We start from the raw sequence: 20,859 nt of genomic DNA on the forward strand, positions 1-20,859 counted from the left end.
CGCCGAAGGACCGGCGGCACAGGACGACCGGACGATGACGCTGGAGGCGTACGCGGACACCATCATCCCCGGCGCGAAGCGGTGGCCGCAGGACCGCGCCGTCGCCGGGCTCTCGCACGACGGCGGGGCCGTGGAGGCCGGCGCGGTCACCCTGCTGGAGGGCCCCGAGGGCGGGCTCGCCCCCGCGCTCGACGACCTCGCCACCGCCCTCAACGGCCACGCCGTCCGCCACCGCGACGCGCACGGCCTGCCCGAGGACCCGTCGGTGCCCGCCTTCGTGGCGCTGGAGGCCGACGAACGCATCGCCCTCGTACGTGAGTTGACGGCGCTGGGCCACCCCGAGCAGGCCCTCTGGGTGGGTCTGGCCATCTTCTCCACGATGGCCTTCGACAGCGCCCCCCACCTGCACACGGCCGACGCGGTCAGGGACGGCCACGTGGGCCTGAAGACCCTGGGCTTCGCCCAACCCGACGCCGACGGCCTGTGGCGCTTCGCCGACCACTCCTACCGCAGGGAGCTGGCACCCTCCCACCCCGACACCAACTCCACCGGGAGCCTTGCGTGAGCGCGACCGAGAGCACGGACGTCCTTGTCGTCGGCAGCGGCTTCGGCGGCTCCATCACCGCATACCACCTGGCCGCCGGCGGCGCGAAGGTCGTCGTCCTGGAGCGCGGGCCCTGGCTCGCCGGCGAGGAGTTCGAGCACGACTTCAAGTTCGGCTCCTCCTCCTCGCGGATCTTCGACTTCGTCATCGGCGACGGCATGGGCGTGCTCGGCGGCAACTGCGTCGGCGGCGGCAGCGTCGTCTACTTCGCCGCGCTGCCCCGTGCGCCCCGCTTCGTCTTCGAGCGCCACGGCAGCATCGGCCGCCGGATGTGGCCGGCCGCGGTCGACCGGGACGCGCTCGACCCCTGGTACGACCGGGTCGCCGAGTCGCTTCCGGTGACCCGCACCGACTGGAACGACGCCACCTACGCCGGCGGCCTGTTCGGCGCGGCGTGCGCCCGGGCCGGCCACACCGCCAACCCGGTGCCCGCCGCCATCGACCAGTCCCTGTGCGTCAACTGCAACTGGATGATGGCCGGGTGCCGCTTCGACGCGAAGCGCTCACTGCTGCTCAACTACCTTCCGGCGGCGCTCTCGCACGGCGCCGAGATCCGCCCGCTGCACGAGGTGCAGCGGATCTCCCGCCTCGACGACGGCTCCTACCGCGTGCACTACCGCACCGTCGACGACACCGACTACCGCGTCCTGGGCGACGAGGGCGTCATCGACGCCAAGATCGTCGTGCTGGCCGCCGGCGCCGGCGCCACCCCGGTCATCCTCCAGCGCTCCGAAGCCGAACTCGGCACCATGCCGCACGCGGTGGGCCGCTACTTCTCCGGCAACGGCGAACGCCTCAACACCGCCGTGCTGAACGAGGACAAGGTGGCCGAACTGCTCGGCCTGAGCCGCCCGGACGGCTCCGCCTACCGCGCCATGCAGATCGGCAAGGGCCCCACCGTGGCCACCTGGGACCGGCTGGACGGCTCACTGCCGGAGTACGAGCGCTTCTCCCTGGAGCAGCTCTACTTCCCGCCGGGGCTGGGCACCATCCTGGCCCAGGTCAAGAACCCGACCGGGCCGTCGTGGTTCGGCGTGGAGAAGAAGGAGATGCTGCGCCGCTGGCAGTCCTGGCTGACCATGTTCACCATGTCCGAGGACGACAACGAGGGCGTCTTCGGGCCGCCGCCGCCCACCGGCAACTCGGTCCGGCTGTCGCAGCAGCTGCTCGGGTTCGGCAACCTCAGCTACCGGCCCACCCCCAACACCCAGCGCGGCTGGGAGCTCTCGGACGCCGCCGCCCGCGAGATCTTCGAGCGCGACGGCCTGGCCGAGGTCACCCCGTGGACCAACGACCTGGTCGGCGCCTACACCGTCCACCCGCTCGCCTCCTGCCGGATCGGTGACGACCCGGACACCTCGGCCCTCGACGACCGGCACGAACTGCGCGGCCACGCCGGCATCTTCGTCACCGACGGCTCCGCCGTCCCGGGCGCGCTGACCGTCAACCCCGCCTTCACCATCGCCGCGCTCGCCGAACGGGCGATCCCCGGCATCGTCAAGGCCGCCCGGGAGCGCGGTGTCGACGTCCGCTACGGCGCCCCCACCCCGGAGGGCGAGACCAGCACCCGGCGCGCCACCATGGCTCGGGCCGCCGCGCTGACGGAGCGCTGACCGGTGGCGGCGCACCCGCTGCGCGCCGCGCTGCGCGGGTCCTCGCTCGGGCAGATCCTGCACCTCACCCCGGTCCGCCCGCAGGACGCCACCGGGCAGGTCGCGCAGGTGTACCGCGCCATGGAGCGGGAGTTCGGCGTCGTCGCACCCCCGGTCGCGCTGCACTCCCCGGTCGCGCCGCTGATGGCGGCGAGCTGGCTGGTACTGCGTGAGGCGCTGCTGATCCCGGGCACCGCGGGCCGTACGGTCAAGGAGACCGTCGCCACGGCGGTGTCCCGGACCAACACCTGCCCGTACTGCGTCACCGTCCACGGCGCGATGCTCCGTGCGCTGCAGGCCGCCCCCGCGGCGACCGGCGCGCTCGAAGCCTGGGCGGACTGGACCCGGTCCGCCCAGGACGTGGCCGCGGAGGGCGGGCTGGACGGCCAGGACGGGGCCGGGTGGCCGGTCCCGGCCGGGCAGGCCGGCGAACTCATCGCGGTGGTGGTGCTGTTCCACTACCTCAACCGCGTCGTCAACGTGTTCCTCGGGGAGGCCCCGATGCCGCCCGGAGCCCCCTCGGGGGCGCTCGCGGTGGTCGGGCCGGTCCTCGCGCGGATCATCCGCTCGGGGGCCCGCCGGACGGGCGGCCCCGGGGAGTACCTGGAGCTGCTGCCGGCGGCGGAGCTGCCGGGCGACCTCGCCTGGGCGGACACCCCGGCCCTGGCCGGGGCGTTCGCCCGCGCCGCGGCGGCGATGGAGGAGGCGGGCATGCGGTGGGTGCCGGACCGCGTACGCGCGCTCGTGACGCGGCGGCTGGCCGCCTGGGACGGCTCCGGCCCCGGCCTCAGCCGGAGTTGGGTCGCCGAGGCGACGGCCGGACTGCCCGAGGAGGAGCGCGCGGCGGGCCGGCTGGCCCTGCTCACCGCACTCGCCTCCTACCAGGTGGACGCCACCACCCTCGCCGACGTCCGGGCGGATCACCCCGGCGACGAGGCCGTCCTCGGGGTGGCCTCCTGGGCCGCCATGGCGGCGGCCCGCCGGGTGGGCCGGGCGATGGCGGACCGCGAGGCCACCCGCACGCCACCGGTCGGCTGACCCCGATCCCCGCCCGACGCGCCCGGCCCGGCTCCCCCGGGCCGGGCGCGCTCGTACGCCGACCCGCGTACCGGGGCGCACCGGTCCGGCGCGCGGCGGGACGGGTGGCGGGCGGTGCGAGGGGTGGTGGGACGGGCGGTGCGACGGGTGGCGCGACGGACGGCGCTTCCGCCGGGAACACGGTCACCCAGTAACTCCCCTGCGGCCAACGCACGGTTGAGGCCGCCGATCTCCGGCCCGGTCCGGCATCATCCCCGAGCGGGAAGCAGCCGAGCTGCTTCGGCAGCGGCCCACCGCGACGGTCCTGAGCGTCCCCGGCACCGGCCACGACCTGTGCCTGGGGCGGCCCGAAGCCCCGCACACCGCGCTCTCCGGCTTCCTCGACCGGCTCGCGTGAGCACACACGGGTGGTGCCGGACACGTCGACCGTGTCCGGCACCACCCGTGTCACGCGCCGGGCCGCTGCTCCGGCGGCGGCCCCCTGAACCGCCGCCGGTGCTCCGGCCCGGCGGCTCAGCCGGCCTCGCGGACCGTCATCGGCAGGCCGCCGCGCACCCGCAGCGTCAGCATCGGCTCGGCGCGCACCCGGTAGCCCGGCACGGTCTCCAGCCGCAGCTCCCGGGCCACCGTCGCCAGCACCACCACCGCCTCCATGAGGCCGAGGCTGGAGCCGACGCAGTAGCGCGGCCCGGCGCCGAACGGGATGTAGCTGTACCGCTCGCGGCCCGTGGAGCGGCCCGGGGCGAACCGCTCGGGGTCGAAGCGCTCGGGCTCCTTCCAGTAGTCCGGGTGCCGGTGCAGCAGGTAGGGGCTGACGACGACGTCGGCGCCGGCGGGCACCCCGTAGCCGCCGATCACGTCCGGCTCCTGGGCGACCCGGGGGAGCAGCCAGACCGGCGGGTTCAGCCGCATGGTCTCCTCGACCACCATCGAGGTGTACGTCAGCCGGTGCAGGTCCTCGTACCTGGGCTGGTCGCCGAGGACGGCGACCGCCTCCTCGTGCATCCGGTGCCACACGTCCGGGTGGCGGTCCAGCAGCTCGAAGGCCCAGGTGAGCGTGGAGGCGGTGGTCTCGTGGCCGGCCAGCAGCAGGGTGACCAGCTCGTCGCGCATCCGCCGGCTGCCGGCCACGGGGTCGGGCTGCTGGGCGTTGGCGTCGACCAGCCGGGAGACGACGTCGTCCCGCGCACCGCCGGGGCGGGCGACGCGGTCGGCGGCGAGCTGGTCCACCACCCGGGTGAGGTCGCGCTGGGCCCGGCGGAAGCGGATCTGACCGGGCAGCGGCAGCCACATGGGGACGGCGCTCAGCGACATCATCTCGAACATCGCCTGGTCCTGGACGGCCGCGAACGACTCCCCGATCGACTCGAAGGCGCTGAGGTCCGCGTCCAGCAGGGTGCGGCCGAGGACGCCCAGGGTCAGCGCGGTCAGCTGCTCGCTGACGTTGACCGGCCCGTTCGCGCCCGCCGCCCGCAGCGTCGCCACGAACGCGGTGGCCTCGGCGGCGATGGTCTCGAACTGCTTGGCGATCCGCTTGGGTTGGAAGACCGGCTGGATCGTCCGGCGCTGCCGCCGCCACGTCTCGCCCTCGCTGGTGAGCAGGCCGTCGCCCATGACCCGTCGGGCGTGCACCTGGCCGATGCCCTTGTGGTAGGCGGCGGCGTTGTCGGCGAGCACGTGCTTGGCGTGCTCGGGGTGGTTGAACAGGTACAGGGTCTTCGGCCCCAGCGGCACCCGGACGGCGTCCCCGTACTCGGCCGAGGCCCGGGCGAGGACCGAGAGCCGGTTCCGCATCATCCGCACCAGCAGCACCGGCGCGGCGCCCCGGCCGGGTCCGGGAACCCGCCGGGCCGCTCCCGGCGCGGCGGTGGTGGCCGCGCTCACGACAGGGTGTCCGGTGTGACGGGGAACTCGGCCGCGATCCGCCGCCGCCACGTCTCGTACGCCGGCTCCCGCCCGTCGCCCGCCACGTCCGGCCGGGTGCGGCGGCTCAGCTCGGCGACGGCCTCCGGGGTGGTGCCCAGCAGCACCTCCGTGGCCAGCCGGTTGTGCGGGACGAGCAGGCCGGCCTCCTCGCGGGCCGTCGCGGCGAACACCGCGCCCTGGGCCAGGTCCGAGCGGTACTCGCCGCTGCGTACCAGCAGTGCCTTCAACTCGTCCGCGTCCGCGCCGCCCGCGTAGGTGGCTGCCAGGCCCACCCCGCTGTACAGGTCGGACCGCCGGGAGGCCGGGAACGCGTCCACCAGGTCGGCGGCGCGCTCGGGATCGGTGCCCGCGACGAACCACAGGGCCCGTCCGATGCCCTGGTCGATGGCGCGCTGGGCGTACCAGAGCGGGCCGTCGGCCGGCCACGGGAACTCCGGCTCCTGGAACTGCCGGTGCACGTACTGCTCGGTGCGGAAGTACGCCTGGTGGAAGCCGTAGCCGTCCAGCACCAGCCAGCGCAGCAGCGGGTCGGGCGCGTACAGGGTCCGCCAGCGGAACCGCGGCAGCCGGGCCATCGCCCACCCCACCCCGACATAGGCCATGTACGAGTGGTGGCGGGCCGGACCGTCCACGAACGCCGCGGTGTGGCCGCGGCCGCCCAGCGGCAGCCCGTCACGCACCGCGAAGCCCATGGCCGCGCCCTCGTAGGCGAAGCCGCGGAACCGCTCGGGGATCTGCTCCAGCCGCTCGCGCGCCTCCTCCGACGACCCCGCCTCGGCGGCGTGGCCGTAGCCGGTCAGGAACATGGCGCCGACGGTCTCCAGCATCTCCCGGCTCTCCGGCGTCTTCTCGTGGAAGCCGCGGACCGACAGCAGCGTGTTCGAGATGCCGGGGGTCAGGACCCGGCGCCGCAGCGCCGGCCAGGCACGGGTTGCGCTCATGGGGAACTCCTCAGCTCGGTCGGCTGGTGCTCTGCGCCCTCGGCGCGCTCCGCGCTCCCGGCGTCTTCGGCCAGGGCCGCGTGGATGCGGCGGCGCCACTGCTCGTACGGGGGGAGCGGCCCCGGGGCGTCGGCCGGCACCTCGGTACGGTCGGCCAGCGCCACCGCGTCCTCGACGGACAGGCCGGCCAGGGCGCTCAGCGCGTGCCCGGTCCAGTCCGGCACGCACGCGGAGGTGTGGCGGGCCTTGGTCGCGAAGACCGCTCCGAGGCCGGCCTCGGCGCGGTGCGGTCCGGCCGCGTCGGCCAGCGCCGCCATGTCGCCCGGGGTGCAGCCCCGGCGAAGGTCGCGGCCAGGCCGACGCCGCTCCACAGGTCGGGCCGGCGGTCCTCGGCGAACCGCTCGACGGCCGCGGCCACGTTCTCCGGGACGCCGCCGTGGATGAACCACAGGGCCCTGCCCACGCCCTGGTCGAAGGCGCGCGGGAAGTAGTCGGGGCAGCCGGCCCAGGGGTAGGGCCGGGGGAGGCGCTGCTCGTCGATCCACCGGCGGGTGTCGAAGTACGCGCGGTCGAAGCCGTAGCCGTCGACGGCGAGCCAGCTCATCACCGGGTGGTAAGGGATGGGCGCCAGGTCCGGGAGGACCTTCGGCCACAGCGGGCGCGGCAGCCGGGCCATGGCGAAGCCGATGCCGATGTAGGCCAGGAAGACGTGCGGCCGCCCCGGGCCGAGCAGCAGCTCGCGGGTGCGGCTCCCGGAGATCGTGTCCCGGATGGTGAGCGCCATGGTGGCGCCCTCGTAGGCGAAGCCGCGCAGCTCCGGGACCACCATGTCCAGCCGGCGTTCGAGCTCGGCGTTGCCGGGCGAGGCGATGCCCCATTCGAACCCGACCACCACCGACTGCGGGACGGCCTCCAGGTGGTCCGCGCCGGGGGAGTCGCGGCCCGGGAAGCCGCGCCCGGCGAAGCCGACGTCGGCGAGCGTGGGGGCCAGGACGGCGCTGCGCAAGGAACCGAGAAGAGTGGGCATGTCCCTCCGTCGTACGGTGCGTCGCGGTGCGGTACGGGCGGTGGTACGCGGTCGAACGGCCGGACGTCCACGCCGGTTCGGGTTCGCATGGTGCTGCGGTCGCGCCCTGCCGGACGTGGTGGTGCGCGGTACCTGGTGCGGTGGTGCCTCTGCCGGTCCCGGCAGTCGGACGGGCGGTACGCCGTGCTGCCGTGCTGCCGTGCTGTCACGTGCGGTTGGCGTGCGTGGTGCGGTCCGGACGGGCACCGCCGACCGACGCGGGTGCGGGGCCGGGTTGCCGCGCCTGCCGTCAGCGCCTCATGGTGCCCTCTGGGGCGGCGGTCCGCACCTCCTCCGTTGCCGGAACGGCGGCGGGGCCGGCGCTGCTCCGGCGCGGCCCCGGGGCGAGCCTAGCCGCGTCGGGCCCGCCGATCGCCTCCCACGTTGCCGGGCCGTCCGCGTGCGGCCGGGCAGGGGGCGAGCGGGGCGGCGGACGGGCGCCTCAACCCGCCCTCGAAGCAGGGCAACCGGCGGTCGAGGCGGGGGCCTCGCGGCGCAGTCGGCGCTCAGGGACGTCAGCCCTCGGACGGAAGTCGCCGCGGCCGCCCCGACGCGACGGCGGCCCGGCCGTCCTCCCGCTGACCCGCTGATCCGCTGACCGGGTCGCGCCGGACCGCCGGGGCGGGGTGCTGCGGGAGGGCGCCGCGGGAGGGTCAGGCCGGCGGGGAGGCCGCCGGTTCGAAGGAGCTGAGGGTCGGGTCGTGGTCGAGGGCGCCGATGTCGTACATGGGCGTCATCCAGTGGTAGAAGTTGTCGCCCCGCTCGCGCAGCAGGTCGTACAGGCGGCGGGTGAGGCGGTCGCGGACCTGGCGCATCTCCGGGTGCCGGTAGCGGTTGGCCAACTCGTGCGGGTCGGCGTCCAGGTCGTAGAGCTCGTTGACCGACTCCGGATTGACGACGAGCTTGTAGCGGTCGTCGCGGATCATCCGCTGCGGGTACGGGAAGTGGTGCCCGTGGAACTCGGCGAGCAACTCCTGCGGCCACCGCGGATGTTCGCCGCGCACCAGCGGCAGCAGGCTGCGGCTGTCCACGGCCGGGGCCGGGTCGCAGCCGGCCAGTTCCAGGATGGTGGCGGTGCAGTCGGTGAGTGAGGCGAACTCCTGCCGCACCTGCGGGGGTTGTCCTGGTACGCGGACGATGCCGGGGATGCGGTAGATGTCCTCGTACATGGCCGGGCCCTTGTCGTGCAGCCGGTGGGCGCCGGTGAACTCGCCGTGGTCGGCGGTGAAGAACACCGACGTGTCGTCGGTCAGGCCGAGTTCGTCGAGCCGGGTGAGGATGCGGCCGATCTGCTCGTCGATGAGGGTGACGTAACCCCAGTAGACGGCGATGAGCTTGCGGGTGGTCTCGATCGGCATCGTGTCGAACGTCCAGTGCGCGCTGTAGTTGCGCTGCACCGGCGGCTTGCCCTCGAAGGTCTCGGCGATCGAGGGCGGCAGCTCCACCAGGTCCGGGTCGTAGCGGTCGTAGTAGGCGTCGGGCAGCAGGTAGGGCAGGTGCGGGCCGAAGAAGTGGGTGGCGAGGTAGAAGGGGCTGCCGCCGGCCGCGTACCGCTCCAGCTGCTCGATGGCGCGGTCGGCGAGGTAGTGCTCGAAGGTCGCCTCGACGGGCTGGTGCAGCCGCGCCGCCAGCAGGTTGCCCGGGTTGCCGTTGGGGCTCACACCGCGCACCGGATCGCTGATCCGGTACGGGGGCAGCCCGCGCTCGTCGAGGTAGGCCAGGTAGTCGGGGTGGTCGACGGGGTTGTGCCAGCCCGGCAGGTCCGGACCCTCGAAGCCGTAGGAGGCGGCGTTGCGTTCGGTGCCGCCGTGCCACTTGCCGACCAGCCCGAGGCGGTAGCCGCGCTCGGCCAGCGCCTCGGGGAAGGTGAAGACGTCCTCGCGCAGGTCCTCCAGGTAGCCGACGTTGCGCTCGTGGTTGGCCAGCAGCCGGTGCCGGAACGGGGCCTGGCCGGTGAGCAGGCTGGCCCGGGCCGGGGTGCAGATCGCGGTCGGGGTGTAGAAGCGGTCGAAACGGGTTCCGGACCCGGCGAGCCGGTCGAGGTTCGGCGTGGCCACGTGCGGGTTGCCGTAGGCGCCGAGGGTGTCGACCCGGTGCTGGTCCGTCATCAGGAAGAGGATGTTCACCGGGTGGCCGCCTTGGTGAACAGCGCGCCGTCGTAGAAGGTGGAGGCGGCCGGTGCCTTCTTCAACTGGCCGGAGCCGACGAAGAACTGGGCCAGTCCGTCCAGCCACGTGTCCACCGTGCCGTCCTTCGTCTTCGCCACCAGGTCGCTGGAGGTGAGCAGCTGGACGTGCGCGGCGTCGGCCGCCGCCTGCGACTGCGAGACCTGGAGCAGCCCGGCGGCCAGCTTGACGGCCTGGTCCTTGTTGGCCGCGCGCCAGTCGTTGGCCTGGGCGAGGACGGAGACGACCTTCTCGGTGAGCTCCGGGTCCGTCTTCGGGCCGGAGACGAACGCGGTGGGGAAGGCGTGGTCGGGGAAGTCGCTGTCGGCGGCGAGCTCGACGAGCTTCGGCACCCGCTTCTTGATGGTGTCGATGAGCGGGTAGTAGAAGCCGGCGCCGTCGATCTGCCCGGCGGAGAACGCGGCCACCAGCGTCGAGGGGTCCATCGGCACCTTCTTGACGTCCGACTCGCTCAACCCGGCCTTTTGCAGAGCCAGGTTGAGGATCATCTCGCCCGAAGTGCCTTCCGGAACACCCACCTTGCGGCCCTTGAGCTGGGCGAGGGAGGTGATCCCGGGCTGGGCGATCACCCGGTCGGCGTCGGTGAGCGTGTCGATGGCGATCACCTTCGCCTTGCCGCTGGCCGGCAGCCACATGGCGCCCGGGCCGATGTAGCCGAAGTCGAGGTCGCCGGCGCCCAACGCCGTGATCTGGATGGGGCCGTTGGTGAACACCTTCACCGAGGGCGACAGTCCGGCCTTCTTCCACAGGCCCAGGTGGTCGGCTATCGCGAGCAGGCTGGAGCCGTTGAAGTCCGCGATGTAGCCGAAGCGGATCTTTCTCGTCCCGCCGCCGGAGCCGCCGGAACCGGATGGGCTGGACGAACCGCCGGACGAACCGCCGGACGAGGAGCACGCGGCAGCGGTGAGCGACAGCGCGGCGACGGAGAGCGAGGAGAGCAGGGTGCGGCGGGAGACGGACATGACGCGTGGACCTTTCGGTGGATCAGCGGCGGGGATGCGGGGTGCCTGGATTCAGGCGGCAGGCTGCTGCTCGGCGGGCGGACCCTGGTGGTGGACGGCGCTCCACACCTCGTTGCGCAGCCGGGCGAACTCCGGTGACAGCCGGGTCTGTTCGGTCCTCGGGTAGGGAAGGTCGACGTCCACGACCCGGTGCACCCGGCCCGGCCGTGCGGCCATCACCACCACCCGGCGGGCCAGGTAGACGGCCTCCTCCACGTCGTGCGTGACGAAGACGACGGTGCGGGTCTGCCGGCTCCAGGTGTCCAGCAGCTGGTCCTGGAGCTGTACCCGGGTCATCGCGTCGAGCGCGCCGAACGGCTCGTCCATCAGCAGCACGTCGGGGTCGACGGCGTAGGCGCGGGCGATGGCGCAGCGCTGCTTCATACCGCCGGAGAGGGTCTTGGGCAGCGCGTCCGCGAAGTCGGTGAGGCCCACCAGCGCGATCGCCTCGTCCGCCCGGCGCCGCCGTTCCGCGCCGCCCACGCCGGCCACCCGGAGGCCGAACTCCACGTTGCGCCGGACCGTCAGCCACGGGAAGAGCGCGTACTGCTGGAAGATCACCCCGCGGTCCGGGCCGGGTCCGGTGACGGGCCTGCCGTCCACCACCACCTCGCCGGAGGTGGGCGTGTCGAGCCCGGCGGCCAGGTTCAGCAGCGTGCTCTTCCCGCAGCCGGACGGGCCGACCACGGTGACGAACTCGCGCTCGCCGATGTCCAGTGACAGCCGCTCCACGGCGGTGAACACGCCGCCCTTGACGAGGTGGGTCCGGGTGACGTCCCGGAACGAGATCTTGGGGGTCATCGCCGCTCCTGCCAGCGGGTGAGACGGCGCTCGGCGAGCAGCAGCAGCCGGTCCATGACCAGGCCCAGCACGCCGATGGCGACCAGTCCCACGAAGATGGTGTCGAGGTCGTAGTACGTCTCGGCGTGCTGCATCCGGAAGCCGAGGCCCTCCTGGGCGGCGATCAGCTCCGCGGCGACCAGCGTCGCCCAGGCCGAGCCGAGCCCGATGCGCATGCCGACGAGGATGAACGGCGCCGCGGCCGGCACCACCACCCGCACGAAGATCGTCCGGTCCTTGGCGCCCAGTACCCGGGCCGCGTCCACCAGGGTGCGGTCCACCCCGACGACGCCCTGGAGGGTGGCGACCACGCTGGACAGGAACGCCGCCAGGAAGATCACGAAGATCTTCGGCGTCTCGCCGATGCCCAGCACCACCACCGCCAGCGGGATCAGCGCCAGCGGCGGGATGGTGCGGAAGAACTGCACCCACGGCTCGCACAGCGCCCGCGCCACCGGGTACCAGCCCATCAGGAACCCGACCAGGACGGCGGCCACCGTGCCCAGCGCGAACCCGGCCAGCACCCGGCGCAGGCTGGCGAGCACGTCGCCCTCCAGCGTCCCGTCGCGCAGCATGTCCCAGCCGCGCCGGGCCACCGCCAGCGGCCCGGGCAGGTCCCCGACGCCGTGCGCGGCCAGCAGCGCCCACAGGGCCACCCCGGCGACCAGCGACACCGCGTTGAGCGCCGGCGCGGGCACCCCGCGGCGGCGGCGCGGCGCCGGGACCCCCGGCCGGTCCCGGGCGTGCCCTCGGGGGCTGACGGCGCCTGCGGCTCGGCCGCCCGGCCGGCGGCGGCTACGTCCATCGTGTCCTGCCTGCGGTCATCGGTCTTCTCCGGAGTCGGGTGCTTGCGGGTAACGCGACAGCAGCGGCGAGCGGTGCAGCACGAGGGCGATGCCGCCGAGCGCGGCGCCGACCTCGCCCAGCGCCGCGGGGCGCAGGTCGAGCAGCGGGCGGGAGAACGGCAGTACCCCGGCGGCCAGCGCCTCGCGCACCGGGACGGTCAACGCATCGCCTGCGGCGGCGAGTTCACCGCCGATCACCACCACGCCCGGCCCCACCGCGTTGCAGACCGCCGCCAGCGCGGTGCCGACGTGGTGCCCGGCCGACGCCACCACCCCGGCGGCCGGCTCGCGGCCCGCCCTTGCCGCCGCGGTGACCTCGGCGATGTCCCCGGCGGTGCCGCCGGCCGCCCGGTGGGCCTCCAGTACCGCGCCCACCGAGGCGACGGTCTCCAGGCAGCCGGTGCCGCCGCACTCGCACGGCCGTCCGCCCGGGTCCACCGTGATGTGGCCGAACTCCCCGGACAGCCCGTGGGCGCCGCGGTGCAGCCCGCCGTCGACGACGAGTCCGCCGCCGACGCCGTGCGACAGCCGCAGGTAGAGCACGTCCCGCTCGCCGGCCGCCGTGCCCCACACGGACTCGGCCAGGGCCGCCAGGCGGGTGTTGTTGTCGACGAGCACCGGCACCCCGAACAGCCCGCGCAGCTCGCGGGCCAGCGCCTCGCGGTCCGGTACGGCCGGCGGCAGGGCGCCGTCCGGGGTCACGGTCCGGTCGGCGTCCGGGGCGACGGACGTGGCTGACTGGTCGTCAGACTCGGTCTTCGCCGCGGGCCTTCCTGGCGCGGACGGGACCGGACCGACGACGCCGACGCCGATCGCGCTGAGCGCGGCCAGCCGCAGCGAGTCCCCGGCCAGCCCCGCGACCAGGCGTTCGGCGATGCCGATCCGCTCGGCCAGGGGCAGGCCGGGCCCGTGCGGGTGGCTCGCCGTGCCGACCACCTCGTGGGCGACGTTCACGGCTGCCACGTGCACGGCACGACGGGCGAAGTCGATACCGATCGCCTGCCCCGCCCCGGGGTTGAGGGCGAGGCGTTCCACCGGCCGACCCCGCCGGCGGCGGGTCGCCTCGGGCGCGTGCACGACCACAGCGCCGTTGGCGACCAGCACGCCGACGATGTCGTAGAGGGTGGTCCTGGACAGGCCGCACCGGGCGCCCAGCTCGCCGCGGCTGAGCGGACCGTTTCTGCGCAGCAGGTCCAGCACCAACTCCTCGTGCCCGCGGCGCAGCCGGGACAGAGGACCGTCGTGTTGCTGCATGCCGACCAGGATGCGGAGCCCGGGTTTTTTTCGTCAACAGCCCGGAAAAAACCCGTCGTCGCGCCACCGGACCCGACCGGCCCCGTCTGCGCAGGTCGGATGGGGTGCCGGCGGCTGAGCGCGGGGAACGGCGCCGGGGAAGGTTTATCGATCCCTTCGCAGCGCCGTTACACGCGTTCACGAACGGCGTTGCCGGGCTCGGCCGTTCAGCCGTCCCAGACGCAGCGGAAGCCGAGGTTGCCGGTGGTGCTGTCGGGGGTGTTGGAGGTGCGGGCGGCGACCCGGTAGCGGTTGCAGTACGAGCTGTGGCACAGGTAGGAGCCGCCGCGCATCACCCGGGAGGTCCCGGTCGCGGGGCCGGCCGGGTTGGCGCGCAGCGTGGCCGGGTGGTCGGTGGTCCACCAGTCGGCGCACCACTCCCAGACGTTGCCGGCCATGTTGAACAGCCCGAAGCCGTTGGGCTCGAAGGCGTCGACCGGCGCGGTGCCGGCGTAGCCGTCCTCGGCGGTGTTGCGGGTCGGGAAGCGGCCCTGCCAGATGTCGCAGCGGTGCTCGCCCCCGGGCGTCAGCTCGTCCCCCCACGGGTAGCGGCGCTGCTCCAGGCCGCCCCGGGCGGCGTACTCCCACTCCGCCTCGGTGGGCAGTCGGCCGCCTGCCCAGCGGCAGTACGCGGCGGCGTCCGTCCAGGACACGTGGACGGCGGGGTGCCGCTCCAGCCCCTCCAGGGAGCTGCCCGGCCCGAAGGGTGCCCGCCAGGTGGCGCCGCGCACCCCGCACCACCACGGGGTCTGCTCGGGGCGCGGCGCGCCGCGGCGCAGGGCGGCGGGCAGGAAGCCGGCGAAGACGTACGACCAGCCGAACCGTTCGGCGTCGGTGGTGTACCCGGTGGCGTCCACGAACGCGGCGAAGTCCGCGCCGGTCACCGCGTGCACTCCGATCCGGAACGGCCGCACGGCCACCGGCCGCACGGGGCCCTCCCCGTCGGCGGGGAAGCCCTCGGGGTCGTCGGTGCCCATCAGGAACGTTCCTCCGGGCAGGGCCGCCGCACCCCCCGGCCCGGCGGGCACGGCCGGGGCCGCGGTACCCGCGGTGCGCGGCGCCGCGAGGGCGAGCGGCTCGGGGGCGCCGGAGGAGGCGCGGCTGGGGGCGCAACAGGAGGGGGTGTGCGGCTCGTTCTCGCTCATCGGGTCCTTCTCGGCCGGGGCGGGCCCCGGGTCGGCTGGGATTCGGGTTCGGGGACGGGGTCGCGGCTCTTCGCGTCCGCGCGGGGGGGTGCGGGCGAGCGTGGGGCGGCGGGTCGGTCTCCGCGGCCCGCCGGCGCGCGGTACGCCCGTCGCGATCCCCCTCCACGCCCCGCCGACGCAGCATTACACCTGGTCAGCGGAGGCGGCAAGGTCCGACCGGGCGCGCACGGGTACGGCACGGGCCGCCAGCCGAGGGCACGCCACCCCGGTACGTGATGTGACGCAGCGTCATACAGGCTGTCGAGACGAGGAGGTTGACGGCCGCGATCGGCACTGCGTACGGTGTCCGGTCAGGCGCGGACCGCCACGACCGGCCGCCGCCCGTACGCCCGTCCTCGCGCGCCGCCGCCGCGCAGTGAACGGCCTTCTTCCGCGTTCTCCGACACGCGCACCTCCCTCCGACTCCGCCTGGAGCATCACGCCATGCGCAGAAAACGTCCCCCTGCCGTCACGTCCGCGGCGGCCTCCCGTCCCCAACCCGCCCCACCGGGCTCCCGCGCCCGGCGGTCCGGCCCGCTGCGGCTGCTGCTGGCCGCCGGATCGGTCCTCGCCCTCGTCCTCGCCTGTGTCGGGCTGCTGCCTGCGGCGGCCCAGGCGGCCGGCACGCGGCCCTGCGACATCTACGGCGCCGCCGGGACCGCCTGTGTCTCCGCCGACAGCACCGTCCGCGCGCTGTACGCGTCGTACGACGGCCCGCTCTACCAGGTCACCCGGGTCTCCGACGGGACCACGAAGGACATCGGCGTGCTCGCGGCCGGGGGCTACGCCGACGCGGCGGCGCAGGACGCCTTCTGCGCCGGCACCGACTGCACCATCACCCGCATCTACGACCAGTCGCCGCGCCACAACGACCTCACCGTCGAGCCGGCCGGGACCCAGGGCGCGGCCGACCACGGTGCCGACGCCGACGCGCTGCCGGTGACCGTCTCCGGCCACCGCGCCTACGGCGTGCTGGTGTCCCCGGGCGTCGGCTACCGCCACACCGACGCCGCCGGCGTCGCCGTGGGCGGCCAGGCCGAGTCGATGTACATGGTGGCCAGCGGCACCCACGTCAACAACGGCTGCTGCTTCGACTACGGCAACGCCGAGCACACCGTCACCGACACCGGCAACGGCCACATGGACGCGGTCTACCTGGGCCAGCGCTGCCACAACCCGCCGTGCACCGGGGCCGGGCCGTGGGTGGCCGGCGACCTGGAGAACGGCCTCTACCAGGGCAGCGGCAACAATCCGGCCGACCTCGGCAACGCCAGCCCGTTCGTGACCGCCCTGCTGAAGAACAACGGCCAGACCGCGTTCGCCCTCAAAGGCGGCAACTCCCAGACAGGGCCGCTGTCGACGTGGTGGAACGGGCCGCTGCCCGCCGGCGGCTACACCCCGATGCAGCTTGAGGGCTCCATCGTGCTCGGCACCGGCGGCGACAACAGCAACGCCGCCGCGGGGTCCTTCTTCGAGGGCGTGATGACCTCCGGCTTCGCCACGGACGCCGCCGACAACGCCGTCCAGGCCAACATCGTCGCGGCCGGCTACGCCGGCAACAGCAGCGGCATCTACGGCGGCACCGTCACCGGACCGGGCAGCACCTGCGTGGACGTCGCCGGCGACGACGTCGGTGCCGACCACACCGCGGTCCAGCTGTGGCAGTGCCAGTCGTACGCCGTGGACCAGCACTGGACCCACAACGCCGACAACTCCCTGGAGACACTGGGGCGGTGCCTGGACATCATGGGCAACGGCACGGCGAACAACACGAAGGTGCAGTTGTGGGACTGCGACGGCGCCGGCGGCCAGAAGTGGGTGCAGCAGGCCGACGGGTCGCTGCTCAACCCGCAGTCCGGCCGCTGCCTGGACTCGCCCAGCGGCGCCACCGCCAACGGCACCCGGCTCCAGATCTGGGACTGCGACGGCGCCGCGGCCCAGCACTTCACCCTGAACCAACCCGAGTACACCTCCAGCCCCGCGGTGCGCCGGCCCGCGCACCATCCGTCCCACCGTCCCTCGCACCGCTCGGCCCACCAGCCGGCGCACCGGCCGGACTCCTCGCGGCCGGGACACGCCGCCCGGCACGAGCCGCGTCCCGCGACCGGACGGGGCCGGCAGGACCAGGGCGCCCGCGCGTAACCGCGCGGGGGCCAGGAGCCGAACGCGCCCGACCCGCGCCTCGCAAGGCCGGGTCGGGCACGCCTCCGCCGAACAGTCCCCCGTCCCCGTCCCCGTCCCCGTCCCCGTCCCGTCCCCCGCGCGTCCCGCGCCCGCGCGCGTCCCCGTCCCCGCGCTCGCGGCGACGCGGCACCGCTCAGCCGACCCGCGCGTGTGAGGACGGGCCCCGGGCGGCCTCGCGCGGTCCGCGGCCGATCCCCCGCGGCGCCGGCAGTTCGCCGGAGCCGCGGGGGATCAGGCGGGTGGGCACCGTGACGGTACGGGCCCGGGAGCGGTCGCCCGCCAGCCGCTCCACCGCCGTGCGACCCGCCGCCTCGCCCATCGCGACCGGGTCCTGGGCGACCACGGTGAGCCCGGGGTCGAGGGCCGCGGCCATCGGCACGTCGTCGAAGGCGACCACCGCCACGTCCCTGCGGCCGGTCCGGGCCAGCTCCGCCACCACGCCCGTCGTCATCACGTTGTTCCCGGACAGCAGCGCGGTGGGCGGATCGGGCAGCGCCAGCAGGCGCGCCACGGCCCGTGCCGCCCCCGCCGGATCGTGCGCGTTGGCGGTCAGCGCCCGGTCGTACGGCAGCCCCGCGGCGGCCAGTGCCTCCCGGTGGCCGGCCAGCCGCTCCCGGCGGGTGTAGAGCCGGGTCGGCAGGTCGCCGACGAAGCCGATCCTGCGGTGGCCGCGCGCGACCAGGTGGGCGACGCCCTCCCGGGTGCCGGACCGGTTGCTGCTGACCACGGTGTCGGCGGCCAGGCCGCTGCCCGGGCGGTCCAGGAAGACCACCGGCAGGCCCGCCGCCCGGTGCGCCTTGAGGTGCGCGTGGTCCGCCCCGACCGACGGCACCACCATGAGCACGCTGACCCGGCGGGCCAGGAACGTGCGGGTCAGCGCCTGCTCCCGTTCCGGGTCCTCGTCGGAGGAGCCCATGAGCAGGGTCAGGCCGCGGTCGTTGACCACGTCCTCGATGCCGCCCGCCACCGCTCCGAAGAACGGGTTGCCGAGGTCGGGCACCACCAGCCCGACCGTGGTGTCCGGGCCGCCGACGCGGATGCTGCGGGCCATCAGGTTGGGTTGGAAGCCGAGCCGGGCCACCGCGGCCAGCACCCGCTTCCTGGTCTCCGGGGAACTCGGCCCGTCCTCGTTGAGCACCCGGGACACGGTCTTGGCACTGACCCCCACTTCGCGGGCCACGTCGGCGAGGGTCGGGCGGCGGCTGGGCGCCATGGACCACCTCTTCTGTGTGTGCGTCCGCGAGGCCCGGAGCGTGCCTCGTGCCGGGAGCCGCGGGCTGTGTCGGATGCCTGGCGGCCGGCTGAGGCCGCCCCCGCCTGCCGGGGCCGCCCGTCGCCGTCCGGCACGACCGTACCCCCGTAGACCGGGCGCGGAGAGTGCCCGCCGGGTCGGCCGCCGGCCTGTCGGGGTCGCGAACCCCGTACGGCACAGGGCCGTTGGAGGCTTCCCGGGCGGGTGATCGTTCCGTCCAAGCTGTTGACGTGTGCACGCACAATGGCCATCATCTCGCTTTGTCGCGTGCTGTCAGCGATGACATGTGTCAACGATGACAGTTCCGTTGGCCGCCTCCGGTCGCCGCCCGGCGGGTGGCTCCGCCGCGTCCGCCCGAGGACCTCCCAGAGAGTGGGTGCACATGCGCCGCATAGCCTGGATGCTGCTCGCCGCCCTGACCGCGAGCCTGGCCGTCTTCCTGCCGGGCACCCCGGCGACCGCCGGAACCGCCTGGGACTACCCGGAGTTCCCCTACCAGCCGACCACCTACAGCGAGCCGTTCCGCGGCCAGTTCCACTTCAGCTCGCAGTCGGGGTGGATGAACGACCCCAACGGACTGGTGTACGCCAACGGGGAGTACCACTTCTTCTACCAGAACAACCCGCACGGCCTCGCCTGGGACACCATGCACTGGGGCCACGCGACCAGCCCCGACCTGGTGCACTGGACGCAGAAGCCGATCGCCATGGAGCCCGGCGTGCAGCCGGGCGACCTCTGGTCCGGGGGCGGCGTGGTGGACACGCACGACACCTCGGGGCTGAAGACCGGTGTGTACGACCCGATCGTGGTCTTCTCCAACACCGACGGTGTCAGCGTCTACTACAGCAACGACAACGGCCAGACCTTCCAGGCATACGACCACGGCGCCAAGCAGATCACCGTCCCCGCCGCCGACAGCCGCGACCCGAAGGTGTTCTGGGACACGGACCGGAAGCGCTGGACGATGGTGGTCTGGTCCGACCAGGACGGCAACGGCGTCAGCTTCTACACCTCGCCGGACCTGCTGCACTGGACGTTCGCCAGCCGCTACCAGGGGTCCTGGCTCTTCGAGTGCCCCGACATGTACCCGCTGCCGCTCGACGGTGACGCGAGGAAGCAGGAGTGGGTGCTCACCTCGGCCTCCGGCGAGTACGTCGTGGGGTCCTTCGACGGTACGACCTTCCACACCGACTGGACTCAGCCGCAGGCGATGAACCTCGGCACCACCTACGCCGGGGGCACGTTCTACGCCCCCGAGACCTTCACCAACACCCCCGACGGCAAGATCGTCCAGATGGCCTGGCAGGGCGGCAACCAGGGCAGCACGTGGACCGGCGACGCCACCTTCCCCGTCGACCTCGGCCTGGTCAGCACCCCCGACGGCCCGCGCGTCACCCGCACCCCGATCCCGGCGCTGTCCTCGCTGGCGTCCGAGACGGAGAGCTGGAAGGACCGGACGATCGGCGCGGGCTCAGGGAACCTCCTGAGCTCCATCAAGGCCGACACCTACGAGATCACCGCGCGGTTCGACGTCTCGCACTCCACCGCCGCGCGGTTCGGCTTCGACCTGCACGCCCGCTCCGACGGATCGGCCGACAGCAGCGTCGTCTACGACACCGCCGCCCAGACCCTGCGCGGCAAGCCGCTCGCCCCCGATCACGGCGAGATCACCCTGCAGATCCTCGTCGACCGGGGGCAGTTGGAGATCTACGCCGACGGCGGGCTCTACTCCCTCTCCGACAACGTCGACTTCGACTCCGCCGCCGACAGCCAGGGCATCCGGCTCTTCGCCACCGGCGGCAACGTGAAGCTGGACAGCGCCACCTTCACCCGCCTCAACACCAGTTGGGGGACCGGCGAGTCCACCCTGGCCAGCGACGTCGCCGGCCCCTGGCACGCGGCCGGCGGCCAGTGGACCGACACCGGCGGCGGCAAGCAGGGCACCGCGACCGGCAACGGCTTCTACCTGAGTGCGGGCAGCGGCGCCGACGCCGTCTACCAGGGCGACATCACCCTGGACACCGCGCAGGCCGGCGGGCTGACCTTCCGGGCGGGCGCCGACGGCACCGGGTACACCGCGAACATCGACGCCGACGGCGTGGTCAAGCTGTGGCGGCCCGGCAAGGACATCGCTGTGTACTCCACCCCCATCAGCAAGGGCCGCGCCTACCACCTCAAGGTCCGGACCGACGGCCCGCGCATCCGGGTGTGGCTGGACAACGGCGCCGACCCGGTGATCGACGCGACCGACAGCGCCTACACCAGCGGCCGCTACGGGGTGAACGTCTTCAACGGCCAGGCCACCGTGCAGAACCTGAACACCGGAACAGCCGGCCTCACCGCCTTCCCGGCCGGCCGGTGGACCCCGCACAGCGGCACCTGGACGGTCACTCCGCAGGGACTGCACGGCAGTTCGTCGCAGGACGGCTTCTACCTCAGCGACCGCACCGGGACCGACTTCACCTACCAGGGCGACCTCTCCGTCACCAACGGCACCGCCACGGGGCTGACCTTCCGGGCCGGCGCGGACGGCGTCGGCTACACCGCGACCATCGACACCAACGGTGTGGTCAAGCTGTGGCGGCCCGGCAAGGACATCGCCGTGCACGACGCGTCCATCGTGGAGGGCCGCACCTACCACCTCAAGGTCCAGGCCGACGGCCCGCGCATCCGGGTGTGGCTGGACAACGGAGCCGACCCGGTGATCGACGCCACCGACGACGCGTACGGCAGCGGCTTCTTCGGGGTCAACGCGTACGCGGGCAACACGGTCGCGCAGAACCTGGCGATCTCCTGACCGCCGCGGCCCCCGCCTGACCTCCCGTCCGTCCCGCCAACCCGATCCCG

14 protein-coding genes and 1 pseudogene are annotated in these 20,859 nt (G+C 74.1%); 5 read left to right on the top strand and 10 right to left on the bottom strand.

What is annotated here, in order from left to right; translation table 11 throughout:
- The first annotated feature begins 34 nt into the window (after window positions 1-34).
- Genes BS72_RS09845 through BS72_RS09855 form a run of 3 tightly spaced genes read left to right on the top strand, consistent with a single transcriptional unit; the run spans window position 35 to window position 3,294 of the window.
- Window positions 35-565 carry a DUF5987 family protein gene (locus tag BS72_RS09845; protein WP_037908728.1) on the top strand — a complete coding sequence of 177 codons (531 nt, stop codon included), beginning with the start codon at window positions 35-37 and terminating at the stop codon, window positions 563-565.
- Window positions 562-2,217, top strand: coding sequence for an FAD-dependent oxidoreductase (locus tag BS72_RS09850; RefSeq protein WP_037908731.1), 1,656 nt, complete (start codon window positions 562-564; stop codon window positions 2,215-2,217). The genes BS72_RS09845 and BS72_RS09850 overlap by 4 nt, the downstream gene beginning before the upstream one ends.
- Window positions 2,218-2,220: 3 nt before the next feature.
- Window positions 2,221-3,294, top strand: coding sequence for a carboxymuconolactone decarboxylase family protein (locus BS72_RS09855; RefSeq protein ID WP_051950886.1), 1,074 nt, complete (start codon window positions 2,221-2,223; stop codon window positions 3,292-3,294).
- 513 nt (window positions 3,295-3,807) lie between these two features.
- On the opposite strand, the gene BS72_RS09860 is transcribed toward BS72_RS09855, so the two are convergent.
- From BS72_RS09860 to BS72_RS09900, 9 genes and pseudogenes are all read right to left on the bottom strand, one after another.
- Entirely contained in the window at window positions 3,808-5,091 is a 1,284-nt protein-coding gene (locus tag BS72_RS09860; RefSeq protein ID WP_078901282.1) for a cytochrome P450, read from the bottom strand.
- 83 nt (window positions 5,092-5,174) lie between these two features.
- Window positions 5,175-6,161, bottom strand: a complete 987-nt coding sequence (locus tag BS72_RS09865; protein ID WP_037908736.1) for a DUF1702 family protein — start codon at window positions 6,159-6,161, stop codon at window positions 5,175-5,177.
- A pseudogene (locus BS72_RS09870) lies at window positions 6,158-7,188 on the bottom strand (DUF1702 family protein). The gene BS72_RS09865 and the pseudogene BS72_RS09870 overlap by 4 nt, the downstream one beginning before the upstream one ends.
- A gap of 692 nt (window positions 7,189-7,880) precedes the next feature.
- Window positions 7,881-9,353: a sulfatase-like hydrolase/transferase gene (locus BS72_RS09875; RefSeq protein ID WP_037908738.1), complete on the bottom strand. Its 1,473-nt coding sequence runs from the start codon at window positions 9,351-9,353 to the stop codon at window positions 7,881-7,883.
- Window positions 9,350-10,375: an aliphatic sulfonate ABC transporter substrate-binding protein gene (locus BS72_RS09880; protein ID WP_037908741.1), complete on the bottom strand. Its 1,026-nt coding sequence runs from the start codon at window positions 10,373-10,375 to the stop codon at window positions 9,350-9,352. The genes BS72_RS09875 and BS72_RS09880 overlap by 4 nt, the downstream gene beginning before the upstream one ends.
- Window positions 10,376-10,426: 51 nt before the next feature.
- A complete protein-coding gene (locus BS72_RS09885) occupies window positions 10,427-11,215 on the bottom strand; it encodes an ABC transporter ATP-binding protein (RefSeq protein ID WP_037908743.1) in 789 nt (262 codons plus the stop codon).
- Window positions 11,212-11,952, bottom strand: coding sequence for an ABC transporter permease (locus tag BS72_RS09890; RefSeq protein WP_078901196.1), 741 nt, complete (start codon window positions 11,950-11,952; stop codon window positions 11,212-11,214). Before BS72_RS09890 ends, BS72_RS09885 begins: the two co-directional genes overlap by 4 nt.
- Before the next feature lie 123 nt (window positions 11,953-12,075).
- The gene (locus BS72_RS09895; protein ID WP_037908746.1) at window positions 12,076-13,353 is read right to left on the bottom strand and encodes an ROK family protein; all 1,278 of its coding nucleotides are present in this window, start codon (window positions 13,351-13,353) and stop codon (window positions 12,076-12,078) included.
- Between the two features lie 206 nt (window positions 13,354-13,559).
- Complete coding sequence (locus BS72_RS09900) at window positions 13,560-14,537, bottom strand: formylglycine-generating enzyme family protein (RefSeq protein WP_037908749.1); 978 nt, start codon at window positions 14,535-14,537, stop codon at window positions 13,560-13,562.
- Window positions 14,538-15,020: 483 nt separating this feature from the next.
- On the opposite strand from BS72_RS09900, the gene BS72_RS09910 reads away from it, so the two are divergent.
- Entirely contained in the window at window positions 15,021-16,718 is a 1,698-nt protein-coding gene (locus BS72_RS09910) for an arabinofuranosidase catalytic domain-containing protein (protein ID WP_063836015.1), read from the top strand.
- A gap of 175 nt (window positions 16,719-16,893) precedes the next feature.
- On the opposite strand, the gene BS72_RS09915 is transcribed toward BS72_RS09910, so the two are convergent.
- Window positions 16,894-17,973, bottom strand: a complete 1,080-nt coding sequence (locus BS72_RS09915; RefSeq protein WP_051950887.1) for a LacI family DNA-binding transcriptional regulator — start codon at window positions 17,971-17,973, stop codon at window positions 16,894-16,896.
- Window positions 17,974-18,394: 421 nt separating this feature from the next.
- On the opposite strand from BS72_RS09915, the gene BS72_RS09920 reads away from it, so the two are divergent.
- Window positions 18,395-20,809, top strand: coding sequence for a glycoside hydrolase family 32 protein (locus tag BS72_RS09920; protein ID WP_037908754.1), 2,415 nt, complete (start codon window positions 18,395-18,397; stop codon window positions 20,807-20,809).
- The last annotated feature ends 50 nt before the right edge of the window (window positions 20,810-20,859 follow it).

It is taken from the genome of Actinacidiphila yeochonensis CN732, assembly GCF_000745345.1.
Taxonomy (GTDB): domain Bacteria; phylum Actinomycetota; class Actinomycetes; order Streptomycetales; family Streptomycetaceae; genus Actinacidiphila; species Actinacidiphila yeochonensis.